The organism is Citrobacter sp. Cm038, assembly GCF_030333105.1.
Classification (GTDB): Bacteria; Pseudomonadota; Gammaproteobacteria; order Enterobacterales; family Enterobacteriaceae; genus Citrobacter; species Citrobacter murliniae.
The window spans coordinates 426,588-448,091 of record NZ_JAOWGO010000016.1 but is presented as its reverse complement, the minus strand read 5'-3'; the positions used below and the strand labels follow the sequence as shown (position 1 = coordinate 448,091).

Annotated in this window: 19 protein-coding genes; 8 read left to right on the top strand and 11 right to left on the bottom strand. The window is 43.9% G+C overall.

Annotated features, from left to right (window positions below; translation table 11 throughout):
- Window positions 1–4 precede the first annotated feature (4 nt).
- From hisD to hisIE, 7 genes are read left to right on the top strand one after another with little or no spacing between them, the layout of a single operon-like run.
- Window positions 5–1,309, top strand: coding sequence for a histidinol dehydrogenase (gene hisD / locus OGY01_RS04330; RefSeq protein WP_286492498.1), 1,305 nt, complete (start codon window positions 5–7; stop codon window positions 1,307–1,309).
- On the top strand, window positions 1,306–2,385 hold the full coding sequence (gene hisC, locus OGY01_RS04325) for a histidinol-phosphate transaminase (RefSeq protein ID WP_286492496.1): 1,080 nt from the start codon (window positions 1,306–1,308) through the stop codon (window positions 2,383–2,385). The genes hisD and hisC overlap by 4 nt, the downstream gene beginning before the upstream one ends.
- On the top strand, window positions 2,382–3,449 hold the full coding sequence (gene hisB, locus OGY01_RS04320) for a bifunctional histidinol-phosphatase/imidazoleglycerol-phosphate dehydratase HisB (RefSeq protein WP_048221127.1): 1,068 nt from the start codon (window positions 2,382–2,384) through the stop codon (window positions 3,447–3,449). Before hisC ends, hisB begins: the two co-directional genes overlap by 4 nt.
- The gene (gene hisH / locus OGY01_RS04315) at window positions 3,449–4,039 is read left to right on the top strand and encodes an imidazole glycerol phosphate synthase subunit HisH (RefSeq protein WP_048221125.1); all 591 of its coding nucleotides are present in this window, start codon (window positions 3,449–3,451) and stop codon (window positions 4,037–4,039) included. Before hisB ends, hisH begins: the two co-directional genes overlap by 1 nt.
- Complete coding sequence (gene hisA / locus OGY01_RS04310) at window positions 4,039–4,776, top strand: 1-(5-phosphoribosyl)-5-[(5-phosphoribosylamino)methylideneamino]imidazole-4-carboxamide isomerase (RefSeq protein WP_045444597.1); 738 nt, start codon at window positions 4,039–4,041, stop codon at window positions 4,774–4,776. Before hisH ends, hisA begins: the two co-directional genes overlap by 1 nt.
- Window positions 4,758–5,534 carry an imidazole glycerol phosphate synthase subunit HisF gene (gene hisF, locus OGY01_RS04305; RefSeq protein ID WP_286492494.1) on the top strand — a complete coding sequence of 259 codons (777 nt, stop codon included), beginning with the start codon at window positions 4,758–4,760 and terminating at the stop codon, window positions 5,532–5,534. Before hisA ends, hisF begins: the two co-directional genes overlap by 19 nt.
- Window positions 5,528–6,139 (top strand): bifunctional phosphoribosyl-AMP cyclohydrolase/phosphoribosyl-ATP diphosphatase HisIE, encoded by a 612-nt coding sequence (hisIE, locus tag OGY01_RS04300; protein ID WP_200013263.1) that lies wholly within the window; start codon window positions 5,528–5,530, stop codon window positions 6,137–6,139. Before hisF ends, hisIE begins: the two co-directional genes overlap by 7 nt.
- 62 nt (window positions 6,140–6,201) lie before the next feature.
- Here the strand turns inward: hisIE and wzzB are convergent, their stop codons facing one another.
- Window positions 6,202–7,185, bottom strand: coding sequence for an LPS O-antigen chain length determinant protein WzzB (gene wzzB, locus OGY01_RS04295; RefSeq protein WP_045444604.1), 984 nt, complete (start codon window positions 7,183–7,185; stop codon window positions 6,202–6,204).
- 354 nt (window positions 7,186–7,539) lie between these two features.
- On the opposite strand from wzzB, the gene OGY01_RS04290 reads away from it, so the two are divergent.
- A complete protein-coding gene (locus OGY01_RS04290) occupies window positions 7,540–8,544 on the top strand; it encodes an NAD-dependent epimerase (protein ID WP_045444607.1) in 1,005 nt (334 codons plus the stop codon).
- Window positions 8,545–8,605: 61 nt separating this feature from the next.
- On the opposite strand, the gene ugd is transcribed toward OGY01_RS04290, so the two are convergent.
- From ugd to OGY01_RS04240, 10 genes are all read right to left on the bottom strand, one after another.
- Window positions 8,606–9,772, bottom strand: a complete 1,167-nt coding sequence (gene ugd, locus OGY01_RS04285) for a UDP-glucose 6-dehydrogenase (protein ID WP_045444610.1) — start codon at window positions 9,770–9,772, stop codon at window positions 8,606–8,608.
- 208 nt (window positions 9,773–9,980) lie between these two features.
- The gene (gene gnd, locus OGY01_RS04280; RefSeq protein ID WP_286492493.1) at window positions 9,981–11,387 is read right to left on the bottom strand and encodes an NADP-dependent phosphogluconate dehydrogenase; all 1,407 of its coding nucleotides are present in this window, start codon (window positions 11,385–11,387) and stop codon (window positions 9,981–9,983) included.
- A 148-nt stretch (window positions 11,388–11,535) separates the two neighbouring features.
- Window positions 11,536–12,966 (bottom strand): undecaprenyl-phosphate galactose phosphotransferase, encoded by a 1,431-nt coding sequence (locus tag OGY01_RS04275; protein ID WP_286492492.1) that lies wholly within the window; start codon window positions 12,964–12,966, stop codon window positions 11,536–11,538.
- Window positions 12,967–13,051: 85 nt separating this feature from the next.
- Entirely contained in the window at window positions 13,052–14,479 is a 1,428-nt protein-coding gene (locus tag OGY01_RS04270; protein WP_048221121.1) for a phosphomannomutase, read from the bottom strand.
- Window positions 14,463–15,905, bottom strand: a complete 1,443-nt coding sequence (locus tag OGY01_RS04265) for a mannose-1-phosphate guanylyltransferase/mannose-6-phosphate isomerase (protein ID WP_045444622.1) — start codon at window positions 15,903–15,905, stop codon at window positions 14,463–14,465. The genes OGY01_RS04270 and OGY01_RS04265 overlap by 17 nt, the downstream gene beginning before the upstream one ends.
- Window positions 15,906–16,850, bottom strand: a complete 945-nt coding sequence (locus OGY01_RS04260) for a glycosyltransferase family 2 protein (protein ID WP_286492491.1) — start codon at window positions 16,848–16,850, stop codon at window positions 15,906–15,908.
- A 7-nt stretch (window positions 16,851–16,857) separates the two neighbouring features.
- Window positions 16,858–17,928 carry a glycosyltransferase gene (locus tag OGY01_RS04255; protein ID WP_045444628.1) on the bottom strand — a complete coding sequence of 357 codons (1,071 nt, stop codon included), beginning with the start codon at window positions 17,926–17,928 and terminating at the stop codon, window positions 16,858–16,860.
- 1 nt (window position 17,929) lies between these two features.
- Window positions 17,930–19,114, bottom strand: coding sequence for an O-antigen polymerase (locus tag OGY01_RS04250; protein ID WP_045444631.1), 1,185 nt, complete (start codon window positions 19,112–19,114; stop codon window positions 17,930–17,932).
- 49 nt (window positions 19,115–19,163) lie between these two features.
- Window positions 19,164–20,165 (bottom strand): glycosyltransferase family 2 protein, encoded by a 1,002-nt coding sequence (locus OGY01_RS04245; protein ID WP_045444634.1) that lies wholly within the window; start codon window positions 20,163–20,165, stop codon window positions 19,164–19,166.
- Window position 20,166: 1 nt separating this feature from the next.
- Window positions 20,167–21,465, bottom strand: a complete 1,299-nt coding sequence (locus OGY01_RS04240) for an MATE family efflux transporter (RefSeq protein ID WP_045444637.1) — start codon at window positions 21,463–21,465, stop codon at window positions 20,167–20,169.
- Between the last annotated feature and the right edge of the window lie 39 nt (window positions 21,466–21,504).

Below are 21,504 nucleotides of genomic sequence, written 5' to 3'. Positions count from 1 at the left end.
CGCCATGAGCTTTAGCACAATCATTGACTGGAATAGCTGTAGCCCCGAGCAGCAACGCGAATTACTGATGCGCCCGGCAATTTCCGCCTCAGACAGCATCACCCGTACCGTCAGCGACATTCTGGATAACGTCAAATCACGTGGTGATACGGCACTGCGCGTATACAGCGCAAAGTTTGATAAAACCACGGTCAGTGCGCTGAAAGTCAGCGCCGAAGACATTGCCGCCGCCAGCGCACGCCTGAGTGATGACCTCAAGCAGGCCATGGCTGTGGCGGTAAACAACATCGAAACTTTCCATAATGCGCAAAAACTGCCACCAGTAGATATCGAAACGCAGCCCGGCGTGCGCTGCCAGCAGGTGACCCGTCCGGTGAACTCTGTTGGCCTGTATATTCCCGGAGGGTCTGCACCGCTCTTCTCTACGGTATTAATGCTTGCCACTCCGGCTCGTATTGCAGGGTGCAAAAAAGTAGTGCTGTGTTCCCCGCCGCCTATTGCCGATGAAATTTTGTATGCGGCGCAGTTATGCGGGGTACAGGACGTGTTTAACGTCGGAGGCGCGCAGGCCATCGCCGCGCTGGCGTTTGGTAGCGAATCTGTACCGAAAGTGGACAAAATTTTCGGCCCCGGTAATGCCTTTGTGACCGAGGCCAAACGTCAGATCAGCCAGCGTCTGGACGGTGCGGCAATCGATATGCCTGCGGGCCCGTCAGAAGTGCTGGTGATTGCCGACAGCGGCGCAACACCGGATTTCGTAGCCTCTGACTTACTTTCTCAGGCCGAACACGGACCGGACTCTCAGGTGATCCTGCTGACGCCGGATGCTGATATCGCACGCCGTGTCGCTGAAGCGGTAGAACGCCAGCTTGCTGAACTGCCTCGCGCGGAAACCGCTCGTCAGGCGTTAAGCGCCAGTCGCCTGATTGTGACTAAAGATTTGCAGCAATGCATCGCCATCTCTAATCAGTACGGTCCGGAACATTTGATTATTCAGACCCGTAACGCGCGGGAACTGGTTGATGACATCACCAGTGCCGGTTCGGTATTTCTCGGTGACTGGTCGCCGGAATCGGCGGGTGATTACGCTTCAGGTACCAACCACGTCCTGCCAACCTATGGCTATACGGCAACCTGCTCAAGTCTTGGGCTGGCTGATTTCCAGAAACGGATGACCGTACAGGAATTATCACCGCAAGGTTTCTCAGCCCTGGCCTCTACGATTGAAACGCTGGCCGCCGCTGAGCGACTGACCGCCCACAAAAATGCCGTCACCCTGCGTGTTAACGCCCTGAAGGAGCAAGCATGAGTACTGATAACATTCTCAGCGTTACCGATTTAGCCCGTAAAAATGTTCGTGAGCTGACGCCCTATCAGTCCGCCCGCCGTCTGGGCGGTAATGGCGATGTCTGGCTGAATGCTAATGAGTTTCCGACCGCTGTTGATTTCCAGTTAAGCCAGCAGACGCTAAACCGCTATCCGGAATGTCAGCCGAAAGCGGTGATCGAGAACTACGCACAGTACGCAGACGTGAAACCACAGCAGGTACTGGTCAGTCGTGGGGCAGACGAAGGTATTGAGCTGTTGATCCGCGCATTTTGTGAACCCGGCAAAGATGCGATTCTCTACTGCCCGCCAACCTATGGCATGTACAGCGTCAGCGCCGAAACCATCGGCGTTGAATGCCGCACCGTCCCTACTCTTGACGACTGGCAACTGGATTTACAGGGCATAGCTGAGAAGCTTGATGGTGTAAAGGTTGTCTACGTTTGCAGCCCGAATAATCCAACAGGTCAGTTGATCAACCCACAGGACCTGCGCTCACTGCTCGACATGACGCAGGGGAAAGCCATCGTGGTCGCCGATGAAGCCTATATTGAGTTTTGTCCGCAGGCAACGCTGGCAGGCTGGCTTTCTGAATATCCGAACCTGGTGGTCCTGCGCACGCTTTCCAAAGCGTTTGCCCTTGCAGGCTTGCGCTGCGGATTTACGCTGGCTAATGAAGAAATTATCAACCTGCTGCTGAAAGTGATTGCACCCTACCCGCTTTCTACCCCAGTGGCAGACATCGCCGCCCAGGCACTGACGCCACAAGGGATTTCAGCCATGCGTAAACGGGTGACGCAGATCCTGCAAGAGCGCCAGTATCTGGTCGATAACCTGAAAACAATCCCCTGCGTGGAGCAGGTTTTCACCTCTGAAACCAACTATATTCTGGCCCGCTTTACCGCCTCCAGTTCTGTGTTTAAATCTCTGTGGGATCAGGGCATTATCTTACGAGACCAGAACAAACAACCTTCGTTAAGCGGCTGCCTGCGTATTACTGTCGGAACCCGTGAAGAGAGCCAGCGCGTCATTGACGCCTTACGTGCGGAGCAAGTATGAGCCAGAAGTATCTTTTTATTGACCGTGATGGAACCCTGATTTCTGAACCGCCAAGTGACTTTCAGGTTGATCGCTTTGACAAGCTCGCTTTTGAGCCGGAGGTTGTCCCTGCGCTACTGAAACTGCAAAAGGCAGGTTATAAGCTGGTGATGATAACCAACCAGGATGGCCTGGGAACGCAAAGTTTCCCGCAGGTAGATTTTGACGGCCCGCACAACCTGATGATGCAGATATTCACCTCTCAGGGGGTGGTATTTGATGAAGTATTGATCTGTCCGCATCTGCCAGCGGATGAATGCGATTGCCGTAAGCCAAAAGTGAAGCTGGTCGAACAGTACCTGGTTGAGCAAGCGCTGGACGCCGCGAACAGCTACGTCATTGGCGATCGGGCGACCGATATTCAGCTTGCTGAAAACATGGGAATTACCGGATTACGCTATAACCGTGAAACCCTGAACTGGTCGATAATTGCCGAACAGCTAACCCGACGCGATCGTTACGCTCACGTTGAGCGTAATACCAAAGAAACACAGATTGACGTCAAAGTCTGGCTGGACCGCGAGGGTCGCAGCAAAATCAATACCGGCGTTGGTTTCTTTGACCACATGCTGGATCAAATTTCGACCCACGGCGGTTTTTGCATGGAAATTACCGTCAAAGGCGATCTGTATATCGACGATCACCACACGGTGGAAGATACCGGTCTGGCGCTGGGCGAAGCCTTAAAGCTGGCTCTGGGCGATAAACGCGGAATCAACCGTTTTGGTTTTGTACTGCCGATGGACGAGTGTCTGGCACGCTGTGCGCTGGATATTTCCGGGCGCCCTCACCTGGAATACCGGGCTGAATTTACCTATCAGCGCGTCGGCGATCTGAGCACGGAGATGATTGAACACTTTTTCCGTTCACTCTCTTACACCATGGGTGTCACGCTACATCTGAAAACCAAAGGCAAAAATGACCACCACCGCGTGGAAAGCTTGTTCAAAGCATTTGGTCGCACGCTGCGTCAGGCGATTCGCGTGGAAGGCGACACGCTTCCCTCCTCAAAAGGAGTGCTGTGATGAATGTGGTGATCCTCGATACCGGTTGCGCCAACCTGAACTCGGTGAAATCCGCCGTGGCGCGTCATGGATACGATCCTATTGTCAGTCGTGACGCCGATGTTGTACTGCGCGCCGATAAACTCTTTCTGCCCGGTGTTGGCACCGCGCAGTCGGCAATGGATCAGTTACAAGAACGAGAACTGATAGAGCTGATCAAAGCCTGTACACAACCTGTGTTAGGGATTTGCCTGGGCATGCAACTTCTCGGTCGCCGCAGCGAAGAAAGTAACGGTGTCGACCTGTTGGGCATTATTGAGCAGGACGTGCCCAAAATGACCGATTTTGGCCTGCCACTACCGCATATGGGCTGGAACCGCGTGTATCCGCAGGCCGGGAACCGTCTGTTTCAGGGCATTGAGGACGGCGCATATTTTTATTTTGTGCACAGCTACGCCATGCCGGTGAATCCGTGGACCATCGCTCAGTGCAACTATGGCGAACCGTTTACCGCTGCAGTACAAAAAGACAATTTCTTCGGCGTGCAGTTTCACCCTGAACGTTCGGGTTCCGCAGGGGCGCAGTTGCTGAAAAACTTTCTGGAGATGTGATGATTATTCCGGCATTAGATTTAATCGACGGCACGGTTGTACGCCTCCATCAGGGCGATTACGCGCAACAGCGCGATTACGGCAACGATCCCTTACCGCGTCTACAAGACTACGCCGCGCAAGGTGCGCAGGTTTTGCACCTGGTGGATTTGACCGGTGCAAAGGATCCGTTGAAACGACAAATACCGCTGATTAAAACGCTGGTCGCTGGCGTAAACGTTCCGGTACAGGTTGGCGGCGGCGTGCGCACTGAAGAGGACGTTGCAGCCCTGCTGGACGCGGGTGTTGCGCGTGTGGTTATCGGATCCACAGCGGTAAAATCACCAGAGATGGTTAAAGGCTGGTTCACCCGCTTTGGCGCCGATGCGCTGGTACTGGCACTCGATGTGCGTATTGATGCCCAGGGCAACAAACAGGTAGCGGTCAGCGGCTGGCAGGAAGACTCCGGCGTTTCGCTGGAAGAACTGGTTGAGACCTATTTACCCGTTGGCCTGAAGCATGTGCTGTGTACAGATATCTCCCGCGATGGCACGCTGGCAGGCTCAAACGTCTCGCTTTATGAAGAGGTCTGCACCAGATACCCGCAGGTGGCATTTCAGTCCTCTGGCGGTATTGGTGATATTGAAGATGTGGCCGCTCTGCGCGGGACAGGCGTTCGCGGCGTGATCGTCGGCCGTGCTCTGCTGGAAGGTAAATTCACCGTTGAGGAGGCCATCCAATGCTGGCAAAACGCATAATTCCTTGTCTGGACGTTCGCGATGGACAGGTTGTAAAAGGCGTCCAGTTTCGCAATCACGAAATCATTGGCGACATCGTGCCGCTGGCAAAACGTTATGCCGATGAAGGTGCGGATGAACTGGTGTTCTACGATATCACTGCTTCCAGCGATGGCCGTGTGGTTGATAAGAGCTGGGTTTCACGTGTGGCAGAAGTGATAGACATTCCGTTCTGTGTTGCTGGCGGCATTAAGTCGGCGGAAGACGCAGCCAAAATACTCACCTTTGGTGCAGACAAAATCTCAATCAATTCCCCTGCGCTGGCCGACCCGACGCTGATTACCCGCCTGGCTGACCGTTTTGGTGTGCAGTGCATTGTGGTAGGTGTTGATACCTGGCATGACACAGAAACCGGAAAATATCACGTCAATCAATATACCGGTGATGAAAACCGTACCCGCGTCACCCAGTGGGAAACTCTCGACTGGGTAAAAGAAGTGCAAAAACTCGGGGCAGGCGAAATCGTCCTCAATATGATGAACCAGGACGGTGTTCGTAACGGCTACGATCTGGAGCAGCTAAAAAAGGTGCGCGAGGTTTGCCATGTTCCACTGATCGCCTCTGGTGGTGCAGGAACGATGGAACACTTCCTCGAGGCATTCAGAGATGCAGATGTCGACGGCGCACTCGCGGCTTCCGTCTTCCACAAACAGATAATTAATATTGGTGAATTAAAAACGTACCTGGCGACACAGGGCGTGGAGATCAGGATATGCTAACGAAGCAACAAAGCCGGGAACTTGACTGGGAAAAAACCGACGGACTGATGCCGGTCATTGTGCAACATGCGGTATCCGGGGAAGTATTGATGCTCGGCTATATGAACCTGGAGGCGCTGGAGAAAACCCTCGAAAGCGGGAAAGTGACTTTTTTCTCGCGCACCAAACAGCGTTTGTGGACCAAAGGTGAAACCTCTGGCAACTTTCTCAATGTTGTCAGCATTACACCCGATTGCGATAACGACACCCTGTTGGTGCTGGTCAATCCAGTTGGACCAACCTGCCATAAAGGCACCAGCAGTTGTTTTGGTGAAGCAAGCCATCAGTGGCTTTTCCTGTATCAACTTGAACAACTGCTTGCTGAACGTAAAACGGCGGATCCTGCCAGCTCTTACACCGCGAAGCTTTATGCAAGTGGCACTAAACGAATTGCCCAGAAGGTCGGTGAAGAAGGTGTCGAGACCGCATTGGCCGCGACGGTGCATGATCGTTTCGAACTGACCAATGAAGCATCAGACCTGATGTATCACCTGTTGGTTCTGTTGCAGGACCAGGATCTCGATCTGACCACGGTGATTGAGAATTTACGTAAACGTCATCAGTAATCTGCAGACACAAAAAAACCGGGCAACGCCCGGTTTTTCTTTTGCAGTAAATAAATGATGACTTACTGCGCTTTTGCGTTGTAACTACGCAGAGCGTTGCGACCAAGAACCACACCCGCACCAATCATCCCACCCAGCAGTACTGCCAGAACCAGAGTAATTGCTTTTTTCGGACTATCACGACGCACAGGTAAGCTTGGTTTCATCACATAACGGTAGGAGTGCATCTCTGCCCCCTCAAGCTTCAGATTCTCGATATCCAAGAGCTTTTGTTTGGTCTGAAAGTAGCTGTCAGAGAACACCAGGGGACGTGTAGACTCATGCTCAATCATCGATTTCAGGGCTTCACTACCCAGAAGGAACATACTGTCCTGAGTAACATCCTGAGTTTGCTGGAGCTGCGGCTTGGTTACATTCGCCTGTTCGGCATAGCGCAATGCTTCCTGGATTTGCTTAATTCGCAATTCTTTTTGCTCCTGAGCAACCACTTCCTGAGTTTTCAAAGAGTCTTCAAGCGTAGTCGTTTGCAACTTGATGTTATCAGCCAAGTCGAGTTCAAGCTCTTTAGCAACTTTTTCATCAGTTTGTTGAATGTATTCAGACAGCTGACGCTGCGCATTTTCTGCTGAATTACCTACATAAGAAACCGCCAGCGGCAGCTGCTGACCTTTAACCGACGGCTCAATGGTCAATTTTTCTGGTTTTTCCTGGTTATCGAGTGTTTCGGCTAACGCAGAGAAAGACGTACTAAAACGACCAACCACATCCATCTGAAGATCTGTTACTTTTGGCGCACTGTTACCATATATAACGTTGAATGCGTTATTGTAGGTCGCAATCTGACCAACATCCGGCTGAGTAATAATTGCTGTCGAAGTCCATTTTTCTTTAGCAATCATCAGATAGCCAGCCGCCAGCGCAACCGCAACAATCACACAAACAATAATCGTCACTTTGCCACGCCACAACTGCACTACTAAATCAATCAAATCAATCTGTTCCGGATCGTTACTGCGCCCGGATGTGTTGTTATCGCCCACAGACATAAATACCCTAAATGAGGAAAAACCGAAACTGGAAATAGTGTAGTCATATATACGGGTAATGCCATAGGATTATTGATAAAAATCGCAGATTGTTTACAGGATTTTGATTGGTATTTTAATCATCACAGAAAAAGTTACTCAGGAAATCATTAACATCAACGTTCAGATGCCCGTTATTGAGGAATAATCTGATTAATCAACAAATTCACGTCATGAATATGTTTTTCATCACCAAAACAGAGGTTGGCGTAATGACACTTAACGATTATCTTTCTTGCCATCTAACGGTATCATTCTTGTTTTGTGGTGCCTGCTGGCACCTGGCTATAATTTAGCCTGAAAGAGGAACAAAAAATGAAATTTCTGGTTACGGGAGCCGCTGGTTTTATCGGCTTCCACGTTAGCAAGCGCCTCCTGAAGGCAGGCCACCAAGTCGTCGGTACTGATAATCTTAACGACTATTACGACGTGAACCTTAAACAAGCTCGTCTGGATTTACTGGCGCAACCCGGTTTCAATTTTCATAAAATTGATTTAGCCGATCGGGACACGATGGCTGAGCTTTTTTCAAGCGAGCATTTTGACCGTGTAATACATCTTGCCGCACAGGCTGGCGTACGTTATTCGCTCGAAAACCCGCACGCCTATGCTGACTCTAACCTTACTGGCTTTCTGAACGTGCTTGAAGGTTGTCGGCATAATAAAGTACAACATTTGCTCTATGCCTCCTCCAGTTCAGTATACGGCCTGAACCGCAAAATGCCTTTTTCTACGGATGATTCGGTCGACCATCCCGTTTCTCTGTATGCCGCGACCAAAAAAGCTAATGAACTAATGGCACACACGTATTCGCACCTGTACGGACTACCTACAACAGGCCTGCGCTTCTTTACTGTATACGGTCCATGGGGTCGCCCTGATATGGCGCTCTTTAAGTTCACCAAAGCAATGCTCGAAGGTAAAAGTATTGACGTGTATAACTTCGGAAAAATGAAGCGTGATTTTACCTATATTGATGATATCGCAGAGGCAATTATTCGCTTGCAGGACATCATTCCGCAGGTTGACGCACAATGGACCGTTGAGACCGGAACCCCGGCAACAAGCATTGCGCCCTATCGCGTATACAATATTGGAAATAGTTCACCAGTTGAACTGATGGATTACATCAAGGCACTGGAAGATGCCCTTGGTATTGAAGCCGCTAAAAATATGCTGCCACTACAGCCTGGCGACGTACTGGAAACCAGCGCAGATACTAAAGCACTGTATGAGATTATTGGTTTTAAACCCGAAACAACAGTTAAAAATGGCGTGAAAAACTTTGTTGACTGGTATCGTGATTTCTACAAAGTATAATTGCAGTCTGGTTTAATGTAATAAAAGGCCTTTCAAAAGGCCTTTTTTACAGAAACGATATTTAATCATTGCCAAACAGATCTCGCGTGTACACCTTTTCGGCGACATCATCCAGTTCCGGCGTCATACGGTTAGAAATAATAATATCTGCTTCATTCTTAAAGGCATCTAAGTCACGTATCACTCGAGAACGGAAGAACTCATCCTCTTTCATGACGGGTTCATAAATAATAACGGGCACACCCTTAGCTTTAATCCGTTTCATTATTCCCTGAATGGAAGATGCACGGAAGTTATCAGAACCACTCTTCATAATCAGGCGATACACCCCTACCACCTTCGGCTTACGGGCGAGGATAGAGTCAGCAATAAAATCTTTACGCGTACGGTTAGCATCAACAATCGCGCCAATAATATTATTCGGTACTGAAGCATAGTTAGCCAACAACTGCTTAGTATCTTTCGGCAGGCAGTAGCCACCGTAACCGAATGATGGGTTGTTGTAATGGTTGCCGATACGCGGATCCAAGCATACTCCTTCAATAATCTGACGCGAATTCAGCCCCAGACTCTCTGCATAGCTGTCCAGCTCGTTAAAATAGGCTACGCGCAGCGCAAGATAAGTGTTGGCGAAAAGCTTAATAGCTTCGGCTTCGGTAGAGTCGGTAAACAGGGTCGGAATATCTTTCTTCACGGCCCCTTCCTGTAGCAGTGCAGCAAAACGCTCGGCGCGCTCGGAACGCTCACCAATTACGATACGAGACGGATGCAGGTTGTCGTATAGCGCACGGCCTTCACGCAAAAACTCCGGCGAAAAAAAGATATTGTCGATACCCAACTGCTCCTTAATGGAATTCGTAAAGCCCACCGGAATGGTAGATTTTATGACCATCACTGCATTTGGATTAATTTCAACAACATCGCGGATTACTGATTCCACACTGGAGGTGTTGAAGTAGTTGGTTTTCGGGTCGTAATCAGTCGGGGTGGCGATAATAACGTAGTCAGCATCGCGGTAAGCATCATTCTTATCGGTTGTCGCACGGAAATTCAGCGGTTTCGTGGCCAGATACTCTTCGATCTCTTTATCAACAATCGGCGATTTTTTCTGATTCAGCATGTCGACTTTAGACTGAACGATATCCAGGGCAACCACTTCATGGTGCTGGGCGATCAGAATGCCGTTCGACAGGCCTACGTAACCTGTTCCTGAGATAGTTATCTTCATTCGCTCTGCAACTTCTTCCGGTTAAACATTTAAGGGTGAACGTGTCACCATCGTTAGACCCAACGTTGTCGTATCGGATCAGCATGCAATCATTATATCGTGATTTATAACTGTAAGGCCTATCAGACCAAGCCGAATGCCGTTTTTTGCCCATAAAAAAGCCCGGAGGAGCGCTCCGGGCCTGCATTTACGGTTGGGTTAAATCAGATTAATCCAGCCATTCGGTGTGGAACACACCTTCTTTATCAGTGCGTTTATAGGTGTGTGCACCGAAGTAGTCACGCTGAGCCTGAATCAGGTTCGCCGGCAATACCGCAGAACGGTAGCTGTCATAGTATGCTACGGCGGCAGAGAACGTCGGTACCGGGATACCATTCTGCACAGCATAAGCCACTACATCACGCAGCGCCTGCTGATATTCGTCAGCGATGTTTTTGAAGTAAGGAGTCAACAGCAGATTTGCGATGCCTTTGTTTTCAGCATAAGCATCGGTGATCTTCTGCAGGAACTGAGCGCGAATGATACAGCCTGCGCGGAAGATCTTCGCGATTTCACCGTAATTCAGATCCCAGTTGTACTCGTCAGACGCAGCGCGCAGTTGAGAGAAACCCTGCGCATAGGAGACGATTTTGCCCAGGTACAGAGCGCGACGTACTTTCTCAACGAACTCTGCTTTATCACCAGCCAGTTTAGCCTGCGGACCAGACAGCACTTTAGATGCAGCAACACGCTGGTCTTTAAGGGAGGAGATGTAACGAGCGAATACAGACTCAGTGATCAGAGACAGGGGTTCCCCAAGATCCAGAGAACTTTGGCTGGTCCATTTACCGGTACCTTTGTTCGCCGCTTCATCCAGGATCACATCAACCAAATATTTACCGTCTTCATCCTTTTTAGTGAAGATATCTTTGGTGATGTCAATCAGGTAGCTGCTTAATTCACCTTCGTTCCACTCGGTGAAGGTGGTCGCCAGCTCTTCGTTAGACAGGTTCAAACCACCTTTCAGCAGAGAGTAGGCTTCAGCAATCAACTGCATGTCACCGTATTCAATACCGTTGTGGACCATCTTCACATAGTGGCCCGCACCATCGGCGCCAATATAGGTTACACATGGCTCACCATCTTCGGCAACAGCTGCGATTTTGGTCAGAATTGGCGCGACCAGTTCGTAAGCCTCTTTCTGGCCACCAGGCATGATAGAAGGCCCTTTCAGTGCGCCCTCTTCACCACCGGACACGCCGGTACCGATGAAGTTAAAGCCTTCGGCCGACAGTTCACGATTACGACGAATGGTGTCCTGGAAGAAGGTGTTACCGCCATCAATAATGATATCGCCTTTGTCCAGATACGGCTTCAGGGAATCAATGGCAGCGTCTGTACCTGCTCCCGCTTTCACCATTAACAGGATACGACGAGGCGTTTCGAGGGATTCAACAAACTCTTTTACCGTGTAGTAAGGCACCAGTTTCTTGCCTGGGTTCTCGGCAATCACTTCTTCGGTTTTTTCACGGGAGCGGTTGAAAACGGAGACGGTATAACCACGGCTTTCGATGTTGAGCGCCAGGTTGCGCCCCATCACTGCCATACCGACGACGCCGATCTGTTGCTTGGACATTACATACTCCTGTCAGGTGTGGTTACCCACCGGGACAAACTCCGGGGGCTTAAGTGAATAGCATGTTAACTCAGAGGCAAGGCAGGAAGGTAGTAATTGATGTACCAGTGCTTCCTTTTGGGTAGTAATCAGCCATGTCTAACGAGACTCAATACGCGCCGTCTCGATGTAAAACAACCTTCACTGTCTTAAACAAAATGGCAATATCATTCCAGAGTGTCCAGTTCTTGACATACCAGGAGTCAAAATACACACGCGTTTCATAGTCCACATCATTGCGACCACTAACTTGCCACAGACCTGTCATTCCTGGTTTTGCCATCAAATAATAGTCAACATCATCACAATACCGTTCAAGTTCATCCGAAATGATTGGGCGTGGCCCAACCAAACTCATCTCACCTTTTAATACATTGAACAGTTGGGGTAATTCATCAAGACTTGTTTTTCGAATAAAACGCCCAACAGGAGTAATGCGAGGATCATTTTTAAGTTTAAAATCTTTTTCCCACTCAGCTCTCGCATCGGGATCTTTATCCAGAAGATCTTTCAATACTTCTTGCGAATTCATCACCATTGAACGAAATTTATAACACGGAAATAATTTACCATTCCGCCCTACGCGTTGATGGCCGTAAATCGCTGGACCTCCATCTCGGGTAACTTTATACCAAAGATAAATCATAAGGGGTGATGCCACTAATAGAATTAATATTGAACAAACGATGTCAAATGTTCGTTTAAGGAAACGGGAGGTACGCTTTGCAAGATTGTTCTGTATCCTTAACAGCATAACTTCATGGCTAAAAATAAAGGACATATCTGTATTATACAATGGCAATCCGCGAAAAGAAGGAACCACAGTTACTGATCGGCAATGATGCTTTGATAACTCACGAAGCCAAAATTGTGTTTTATCTAACTCAGTATATTCATAGGCAAGAATATAATGAATATCACCTGTACGATTCAAACTCCAGATTTCTTTATCTTCTTTTATTATTGGTAACCCATTAATCTCAGAATGAATTGCATCAGTATCAAAGAAAGCAACAACATCAAATCCCATCATCTCTTCACTCTGAAGAGCACTGTATGCTCCGAGTGCATTTTGGCCACTTCCGAGAATGATGGTTTTCTTCTTCCAGATTCCAAGTTTGTTAAGCAAATGCTTTGTAAGTACACGGAAGAATGGCACCAATACAAGCGCAAATGTCCAGCAAAAAACCCAGACATACCGTGAAAATTGCCACTTAGAAAAGGCGCTTAAAGCCAGGTCAAATACAGCAAAAATAACAATGGTACGAAAAATTTCTTTCAACTCATACCAGAATGGCTTGCGATACGTATAATGCCGTAATCGAATCCAAAACCATCCCACACATACTATAGATAAAATGAAGTGGGAGATAAATCGTGTATCCAGCTGTTCTTGTGGAACAAAACGCTGAACTTCATCAAAAATTAAATATACACAACCTAATGACAGCCATAGCGCCACATTAAAAAAGACCAAATCAGATATGGCTAAAAAAAGCTTACACAACTGTGGATTATACTTATTATCAATATTATCCATTTAACCCTCACCCTCTAAATGGGTATAAAAAACAAGATAAAATCACTGTTCTTTTGAACATGCTTCGAGATAAATTTAGAAAATCTTAGCTTTCATCCCTGATACGAACCAGAACAGTTTCTACAATATCTTGAGCAATTACCAATGAATTCGCCTCGGCATAACAACGCAACTCAGGTGCATTCCCTGAAGGTCGTAAATGCACAATACTCCCACTACCAAGCGTAATTCTTATCCCATCAGTGATATCTACAGAGACAGCTATTTCATCTTGTAAACCAATACTATTGAGCAATGATTGCTGATTTACAGCTCCCATATCAATTAGTTTTCGGCTCTTTTCAAAGCAGATATTCTGTAATCGGTCAGAATGGGTGTACCTGCGGGGAAGTTGTTCAACAAGACTGCTAATATTTTTCTCTCTACTACTGTAAAGAAGCATAATCGCTGGTAATAGTGCATCACGAGTCGGCAATGCTGATAAAACTTCACCATTAATAGTGACATCACTTCCTAATAAGAAACCTCCGTTAGCTTCAAACCCGGCAATACGGTCATAGCTCTGCGATAATTCAGAAAACGCAGCTATAACATAGGGTGAACCAATCTTAGTAAGTTCTACATGTTTAAAGTAATGACCGGAAGATATGACACTATTACAACTCACAGGAATAGCAACAGCATCTACAGATAAGGCAAGCGAACACAACAGTCCTAAAATATCCCCTCTCAACCACTGCCCTTTCTCATCAGAAATTAAAGGTCGATCTCCATCTCCGTCAGTAGAAAAGATGGCATCCAATTCAAAATCCTTTACCCATTTAAGTGCTTTCGCTCTATCCTTTTCGCTTACCGCTTCAGTATCTATAGGTACGAAGCTATCACTCCGATCCAGACTGATAACTTCAGCACCTAAAGCTTTAAATAAAGGTTTATAAAGATCGCGCCCAGCACTTGAGTGCTCATAAATACCAATACGCTTTCTCTTCAAAAACGGTGTAGGGAACAGAGAAAGATAGCGTGAAATGTAATTTTCAGCAGCAACTGGTGAAACAGACAATTCTTCAAGCACTAGTTGATTACATGTAGCTTGAGTATTCAGAATTGCTAGCTCATCAGCTTTTGTAATTTCGCCATCAGGACGGTAGAACTTCAATCCATTACGATCAAAAGGTATGTGGCTACCTGTCACCATAATCGCTGGAATTTTATCTGCCATAGACTGAAGCGCTAAGGCTGGTGTTGGAATAACACCGTAGAAAATCGCATTGATGCCTTTATCGGCCAATGCTGCGGCACAAGCCTGGGCCATAGCATAGCTGCTTGGTCGATTGTCTATTGCCAGCGCTATTGCATCGAAAGAAAAACGTTGCTGCATAACAGCCACAAACGAAACGGTGAAAGCAGCGCATACGGTCGGTGTAAAATCGGTCACCAGACCACGAGCACCACTGGTTCCAAAAGCGATACCTGAGGTGTTAATTACATCGTGGCTATTACAAACTGTGTTCATCAGTCCCTTCCTCCAGAAATCCTGAACGCTGCTCTAAACGAATAATATCATCCTCACCAAGATAGGTACCTGATTGGATTTCAATTAGCTCCAATGGGACAACCCCTGGGTTTTCTAGCGCATGAATAGTGTTAAGTGGTATAAATGTTGACTCGTTCTCCGACACGATAAATGTCTGCTCCCCCTTAGTAACGCGGGCGGTTCCAGATACCACTATCCAGTGTTCTGCTCGATGCTGATGCATCTGCGCGACAAATTTTTCACCGGGCTTAACACTTATTCGTTTGACCAAATAATTGTCACCGCTATCAATTACGTTATATTTTCCCCAAGGGCGGAAAACTTCTAAATGTTGCTTATATTCGGTTCTGTTGTTATTTTTCAGATAATCTACGATTTTTTTGACATCTTGAACCGAATCTTTACTCGAAACCAATAAAGCATCAGCAGTCTGAATAATAACAAGATTACTTACTCCTACAGTACTGATAAATGAGTTTTCAGAGTAGATGTAGTTATCTTTACTGTTATGTGTAAAAACGTCGCCATGTAAGACATTGCGCTGCTGATCTTTTTCTGAAATATCCCAAAGTGAAGACCAGGAACCAACGTCCGACCAGCCAGCACTCATAGGTACAACTACTGCATGATGGGTATGCTCCATAACCGCATAATCGATAGAATCACTCGGGCACAAACTGAATGCCTCTTTATTAATACGGATGAAGTCAAGATCGGGATTGATATGGCCTACAGCTTTCTCACAGGCACTATATATATCAGGTGATAATTTTTTTAATTCGTTCAAATAGGAACTTACTCGGAATAAAAACATTCCACTGTTCCAGTAATACTTCCCGGACGCAAGGTAGTGACAGGCCGTATCAAAATCTGGTTTTTCCACAAACTCTGCTACAGTAAAAGCATCATCCCCAATTGCCTCGCCCCGGAGTATATAACCATAACCAGTTTCAGCCTGCGTAGGAACGATACCGAAAGTTACAAGTTTACCTTGCTCCGCGAGAGGCTCAGCCTGTTTAATGGCCTGAATAAAAGCTTCTTCGTCGCGAATGACATGATCTGCAGCAAGAACTAACAAGAGAGGGTCTTCGCCATCGGAATTCTGGAGTGAACAAAACGCAGCAAGTGCTATGGCCGGAGCTGTATTACGCCCAACAGGCTCCAAAATAATATTATTCGCGAGTTTATCAATGGCACGAAGCTGCTCAGCCACAAGAAAGCGATGTTTATCATTGCAAATGACCACCGGCGCTTCAACTGAAAGTGGAGCCAATCGCATAATGGTATTCTGCAGCATTGATAATTTACCCTCAATGCTAAGGAATTGCTTCGGATGATGTTCGCGGGACAACGGCCACAAGCGACTACCGGTGCCACCAGCCATAATTACGGGAAGAACTGACATTTATCTTATCTCTTTTGATTCAGAGCGTTTAAAATTATTCCAATAACTCTTATACATACTTAAAAACCGGCATAGCGGTAAGGGAAGTGATTGCCAGCGTTTTCCTAACTTATAACCAAGTAACTTAGCGAACGTTGTCAATAATGCTCTTGGGATCCATAAAGGTGCTTTTTTAAGAAGAAAACAAATCTCTGATTTAACAAAACGCGAGCCTTCCCCTCCGGCACCGCCAAAATCCTGTTGAATCCAGGGATTACAAGCATGGAAAACACCCGTATCAAAATATCGTTGGAATTCTTCTCGCGGGCTATAATTATGAGAATGCCTCACAACGGCCGTTCCACAATAAGCCACTTTGTAGCCTGCTTGAATCATCTTAGCAGCCATAAACATATCCTCAGCTAGGATCGTATGCTCAGGAAACCCGCCTAATTTTTCAAAAACAGAACGACGGTAAGCTGCAAAAGAATTCGACATAAATACGGTTTTAATACCAAAGTTTTTTATATCTGACTTACTCTTAATTTGTGATGTTGAACCGTAGTTAAAATTACGGGCATGTACTGCCAAAGGATTAGCGTCAAGATGCGGGATTTGTCTTCCGCAAACAGCGGCGACGTCTGGATCCTGAAATACTTCGATCATGTTAGCTAGTGCATCTTCATTATCAAAAATTGCATCTTGAGTTAAAAAAACTATTAACTCACTGTCACTAGCTTGAGATAACGCTCTATTTCTAGTCCCACCATGATTAAATTCACTGGAAGGAATTTTGATTAATTTGCAGTCAAACTCGAATGCTATCTCTCTAGTATTATCAATTGATGAGGAGTCTATGACAATTAGCTCAGATGGCTGTAGAGTTTGTTTCTGTAGAGCCACAAACCACTCTTTCCACCTTTCACCAGCATTATAGGTTGGTACAATTAATGTAAATGAAAACATATTTCGGCTAATCCAACAATTCTAATATTTTATTTCCAATACTGAATTTATCAACCACATAAAGATTTTCATGCTGCTGAATACCCTCAGCCCCCACGTCTGTAGCAACGACCCTCGCGCCAGCGTCAAGCATTTGAAGAACCTTAATTTTAACGCCAGCACCATATAATAATGGAGCCACGCTTAAATCTGCCTTCTGAAAGGCCAACGTTGGATCAGATACAGCTCCAATCACATGTACATGTGGAACACATTTACCGATAATCTTAAGTATTGGCCGCGGACCTAAACCTAAAATCCAAAGATGGAGATTTGGCTGTTGCTTAATCAGTTTAAAAAAAACAAAAAAGACAAACCATACTATGGACCAATGATTTTCGGAACGTTTCATATTACCAAAAAAGATAATATTTTTATTTTTGCCAAACTCAGAAACTACACGTTCAATCGGGACAGAATTGAAAACCTCCCCCACCTTTTGAATACCAAGGTCGGCAACACTAACCTGTCCTTTATAATTCATAGCCTGAATTAATTCACTATCTTTTTTAGACATTGTTATTATAGACTTTAATCTTTTAAATAGATCAGATTCAATTCTTAAGATTGTTGAGTTGATCGGGCGTTTAGTTAAAGAGCGGCTGGTTCTTTGGGACACAACGTCATGTGCAAAGTAAACGATATTATCATGTGAGATATGTTTTACCAAGCCTAAGACAGAAGGAAAATCAAGCCAAATCATATCATATTTTTTATGTGACATTTTATATTTCACACGATCGACTAGCTCTTCACTAACTCTAGTAAAAAACCACGGCGCTACAAAAGATTTATGTTTAAGATTAAAACGCACTCCATTAAAATATTCTCTTTTCCCCACATTCATTAATTCATATGTATGACATAATGATTTTATCTCGGGGTTTTCATATTGAGATGATGGTGCAATTACAATAACATCGACTTCACTGCCATTCCTAATATGCCTTTTTAAATTATCGCCACAAATTGCCTCTCCTGCACCAATCGTTCCTTTAGCCCCAGGATGAAAGGCACTGATAAAAAGTACTTTATACATTTCAGTTACTAACCATTTTTTTTAGTGGAAGCAGTTTATAAATGAAATAGAAAATCACCATACATATTAATAATAATGAAATATATTTCACACCATAAGTTAGATCTTTCCTCATTGCCACAAAAATCAATGAAACAATTGGGAATTGATAAATTATCAGACCATTTTTTTTTGCTATTCTGTAAAAAATAACCAACATAATTCCGAGTATTAATCCGTGAAGAAACACACCTAAAAAACCCAATGAATGAAATGCTTCAGTAAATATAAACTGACCACCTTTATCTTCATAAAATCGTACTTCACTATTTTCAAACAAAGACTGTTTGTCTAAACCAAATATATTATATATAAATGCTGGTATAATAAAAAGCACAGGTGAAAATAGTTCCAGAACTCCCCCATAGGGCAAATTATTGTGCAAATGAGTTCTAACTTCATTGGCTAACGTAGCTAATGAAAAGTGTGTTTCATACATGATAGCAAATGGTATTGCAGTCAAAACACTTCCACCTGATGTTGAAGAACTCTCACGCAAATATAAACCAAACCCTGCGACAAAAAGCATGATAGAAACAATAGAGAAAATATTAATAACACGCCTTACATTTATTTTATTAATAAATAGATAATGTGATATAAAGCACAATAAAAGCAATATTAGATTTTCTCTCCGTCCTTGTATGAATATGGATACTAATATAATCAAAGATATCAAGATTATTATTTTGTTAGATCTGGTGACCATTTTTAATTTTACACGCACACTTGTCAAAAGAGCGTAAATAGATAATAACCCAGCTGTAGATATCAGCACGTCCCTAGTCTCATTCGCTGCGCTACCCTCATAAATAGGAGTGTATGATGTATGCAGAAAAGAGATATATCCACCATATGATGCAACCCCTAAAGAGAACACAACAGATGCAAAGATAATGAAGCAAAAGGAACAAAAACATATAAAATTTGTGTTATCAAAATCTTTAATTTCGATCAGCCTTATTTTTAAAAAAGTAAGATAACCAATAAAAGCTCCAACAATACCTATTGCTGCCACATATAACACATCATTTACAGTATCGGGGTAAGCCAATGCACCTAAGGGCGATAAAAAGGGAAACTGTAGATAAATTATTCCACAAGTAAAATATAAACCAATGACAAGCACCCAAACGATTAACACCATAATCATTTCTCATCGTTATATAAAAGATTTATGATTAATGTATACAATACTATGCAAATATTTTTTTAACTAATTCTTTTATTAATTTAAATTTCTTAAAAGAAGAAGCAAGGCTTTTGAATTTAAACAAAAAATATGTAGCTATCTTTGGATAACCTAACGTCTTATAGAAAGCAGCTAGTTCAGATCGATCTGAGGCATTACCGTAACACGCCATAGCCAAAGAAGTGTAAAACCATGGGCGCTCTTTCAATAACACAGTTCCAAATGAGGAGAAAATGTCCTTATTAGCGCTATATAAATCTTTTCTCAACTTTAAGTAACCTATAAAATCGATTTTGATTCGACGAGCTCTCCCATTACTCTCGAAAGTATCATTATCACCTCGACAATAAGCTAGTGGTTTCGATATATATTGTAAGGTTGCATGTGGGTTATTGATTATATTTAATAAAATAAATACATGGGAATAAGCTGTTCCTATATAAGAATCATCAAATTTCACATTAGACCATTTCTCTTTTTTAACTATAATTGAACTTAAATAGCTAAATACACCACCAACTGAATTACACTTATTAAAATATTCGATATAATCAGAATCATTTCTAAAATAAAATAATCTGCTTCCTCCTGATATCCATCGCCTATGCGGATTAGATACCTTTGTCATAGAAATATCAAACTCCTTTCTATCACATAAATAAATATCAAAACCATCAGCTAGTTTTTTTTCCATCAATGCAAGTGCATTATTTGCCAGAAGGTCATCACTGCCAAATATCCAGCAGTAATCACCAGTACCCATATTAACAGCGGCTAAATAGTTTCTGTCTGGGCCAATGTTCTCTGTATGCTGTTGAAATATAATTGGGAAATTATATTTACTCCTCCAAATATCTATAGATTCTCTAGTGTTATCTGTTGATGCATTATCTGAAATGCATACTTCAATATTTAATGAATGAGGTAGCTGATTACTAATACTATATAAAAGCTCATCAACGAATTGTGATCTATTATATGTTGGAATACAAAAAGATACTTTCATGTTACGCTAAACCTTTAATTTTATATATATAGTACACAGGCAACCCCCAAAAAACTGTTAATGCAAATGAAATAATCAGCCCCCATAAAATGCCGACAATCCCATAACTTCCAGCCAGAATCCATTGAGCCGCTCCACCGATCAAAGCCTGGCAAGGAACTATGAACCAAAGAATTCTTAATTGGTTCATACTTTGAAGTAACATAGCAAATGTATCACACCAGACGCGAAGACTAAAATATACTGCAAGTAAGACAAACGCCATACCACTAATACGGTAATCAATATTTTTAGCTATGATGCTATAAATATAACTTTTAAAAATAAAAATGAATAAAGTGCTACAACTAATAAAAAGAACCCCACCAAAAACATTAATAAACACTAATTTATTTAGCTTCTCCCATTGCATTTTAACTCGTAGTTCGGCACATAATGGCCATAAAGCCTGTAATACAGCCGTATAAATAAAAAATACCAAACCAAAAATCTTCATCGTTACTGTATATTTAACAATATCTGTAGCAGATAATTTCTGTGAGATAACAATATAATCAGCCTGTAGTACCAATATTGATAAAAACGAAAACATTAGGAAACCAGTAGAGCGTGATAATAAAGACTTATAATTATCAAGACTTACGTCAATCTTTATAATTTTTATATATCGATATAGTGTGTATAGAATTGGTAGCAAGGCAACAGGTGCATATAATGCTATTAAAGAAGTTGTAATGTTTGCATTCAAATTCAAGTAGCGTATGAGAAAAACACCGAGCAACCCCAACATATAAGATGCCGCATTAATTGCGTTTGCTTTCCATCCCAATTGTTCAGCAAATAATATCTTATATACTACATTCCCAATCCCGACAGTTATAAATATTACACTTGCTATAAAAAAAGGGGTAGCCAAACCATTTTTCATCTCATAGCTAAATGAAGATAGATATAGAGATGACACTTTGCCTGACAGTAAAAACAATGTGCCAGAAAATATAATTAAGGATGCGAATAAGATGTGTATTGCAGCTTTAATATATGAATCATACGATTCATTCTTTACTCTCAACTCAGATATATAATTCTGTAAGCTACTGCCAACACCAATATCTGCAATGCTAAACCAAATTAATAAACCAGTTAAAAGTGTAAATATTGCGTATGATTCTTCTCCTAATATTTCCAGTAAAAATTTTATACTTACTAACTGAACACTTGCGATTATTATTTTTGATAACCAAGAAGAAGCAGCAATAATAAGGTGTTTTGGAACATTAGCCAACCTCAATACTCTCATAATGGTTTCAACTTATATATCCCATGAAGATTAATGTAT

Bases quoted from the DNA above. Each gene is read 5' to 3' on its own strand.
- hisD (WP_286492498.1), top strand. From the start codon at position 5: ATGAGCTTTAGCACAATCATTGACTGGAATAGCTGTAGCCCCGAGCAG.
- hisC (WP_286492496.1), top strand. From the start codon at position 1,306: ATGAGTACTGATAACATTCTCAGCGTTACCGATTTAGCCCGTAAAAAT.
- hisB (WP_048221127.1), top strand. From the start codon at position 2,382: ATGAGCCAGAAGTATCTTTTTATTGACCGTGATGGAACCCTGATTTCT.
- hisH (WP_048221125.1), top strand. From the start codon at position 3,449: ATGAATGTGGTGATCCTCGATACCGGTTGCGCCAACCTGAACTCGGTG.
- hisA (WP_045444597.1), top strand. From the start codon at position 4,039: ATGATTATTCCGGCATTAGATTTAATCGACGGCACGGTTGTACGCCTC.
- hisF (WP_286492494.1), top strand. From the start codon at position 4,758: ATGCTGGCAAAACGCATAATTCCTTGTCTGGACGTTCGCGATGGACAG.
- hisIE (WP_200013263.1), top strand. From the start codon at position 5,528: ATGCTAACGAAGCAACAAAGCCGGGAACTTGACTGGGAAAAAACCGAC.
- wzzB (WP_045444604.1), bottom strand. From the start codon at position 7,185: ATGTCTGTGGGCGATAACAACACATCCGGGCGCAGTAACGATCCGGAA.
- OGY01_RS04290 (WP_045444607.1), top strand. From the start codon at position 7,540: ATGAAATTTCTGGTTACGGGAGCCGCTGGTTTTATCGGCTTCCACGTT.
- ugd (WP_045444610.1), bottom strand. From the start codon at position 9,772: ATGAAGATAACTATCTCAGGAACAGGTTACGTAGGCCTGTCGAACGGC.
- gnd (WP_286492493.1), bottom strand. From the start codon at position 11,387: ATGTCCAAGCAACAGATCGGCGTCGTCGGTATGGCAGTGATGGGGCGC.
- OGY01_RS04275 (WP_286492492.1), bottom strand. From the start codon at position 12,966: ATGGATAATATTGATAATAAGTATAATCCACAGTTGTGTAAGCTTTTT.
- OGY01_RS04270 (WP_048221121.1), bottom strand. From the start codon at position 14,479: ATGAACACAGTTTGTAATAGCCACGATGTAATTAACACCTCAGGTATC.
- OGY01_RS04265 (WP_045444622.1), bottom strand. From the start codon at position 15,905: ATGTCAGTTCTTCCCGTAATTATGGCTGGTGGCACCGGTAGTCGCTTG.
- OGY01_RS04260 (WP_286492491.1), bottom strand. From the start codon at position 16,850: ATGTTTTCATTTACATTAATTGTACCAACCTATAATGCTGGTGAAAGG.
- OGY01_RS04255 (WP_045444628.1), bottom strand. From the start codon at position 17,928: ATGTATAAAGTACTTTTTATCAGTGCCTTTCATCCTGGGGCTAAAGGA.
- OGY01_RS04250 (WP_045444631.1), bottom strand. From the start codon at position 19,114: ATGGTGTTAATCGTTTGGGTGCTTGTCATTGGTTTATATTTTACTTGT.
- OGY01_RS04245 (WP_045444634.1), bottom strand. From the start codon at position 20,165: ATGAAAGTATCTTTTTGTATTCCAACATATAATAGATCACAATTCGTT.
- OGY01_RS04240 (WP_045444637.1), bottom strand. From the start codon at position 21,465: ATGAGAGTATTGAGGTTGGCTAATGTTCCAAAACACCTTATTATTGCT.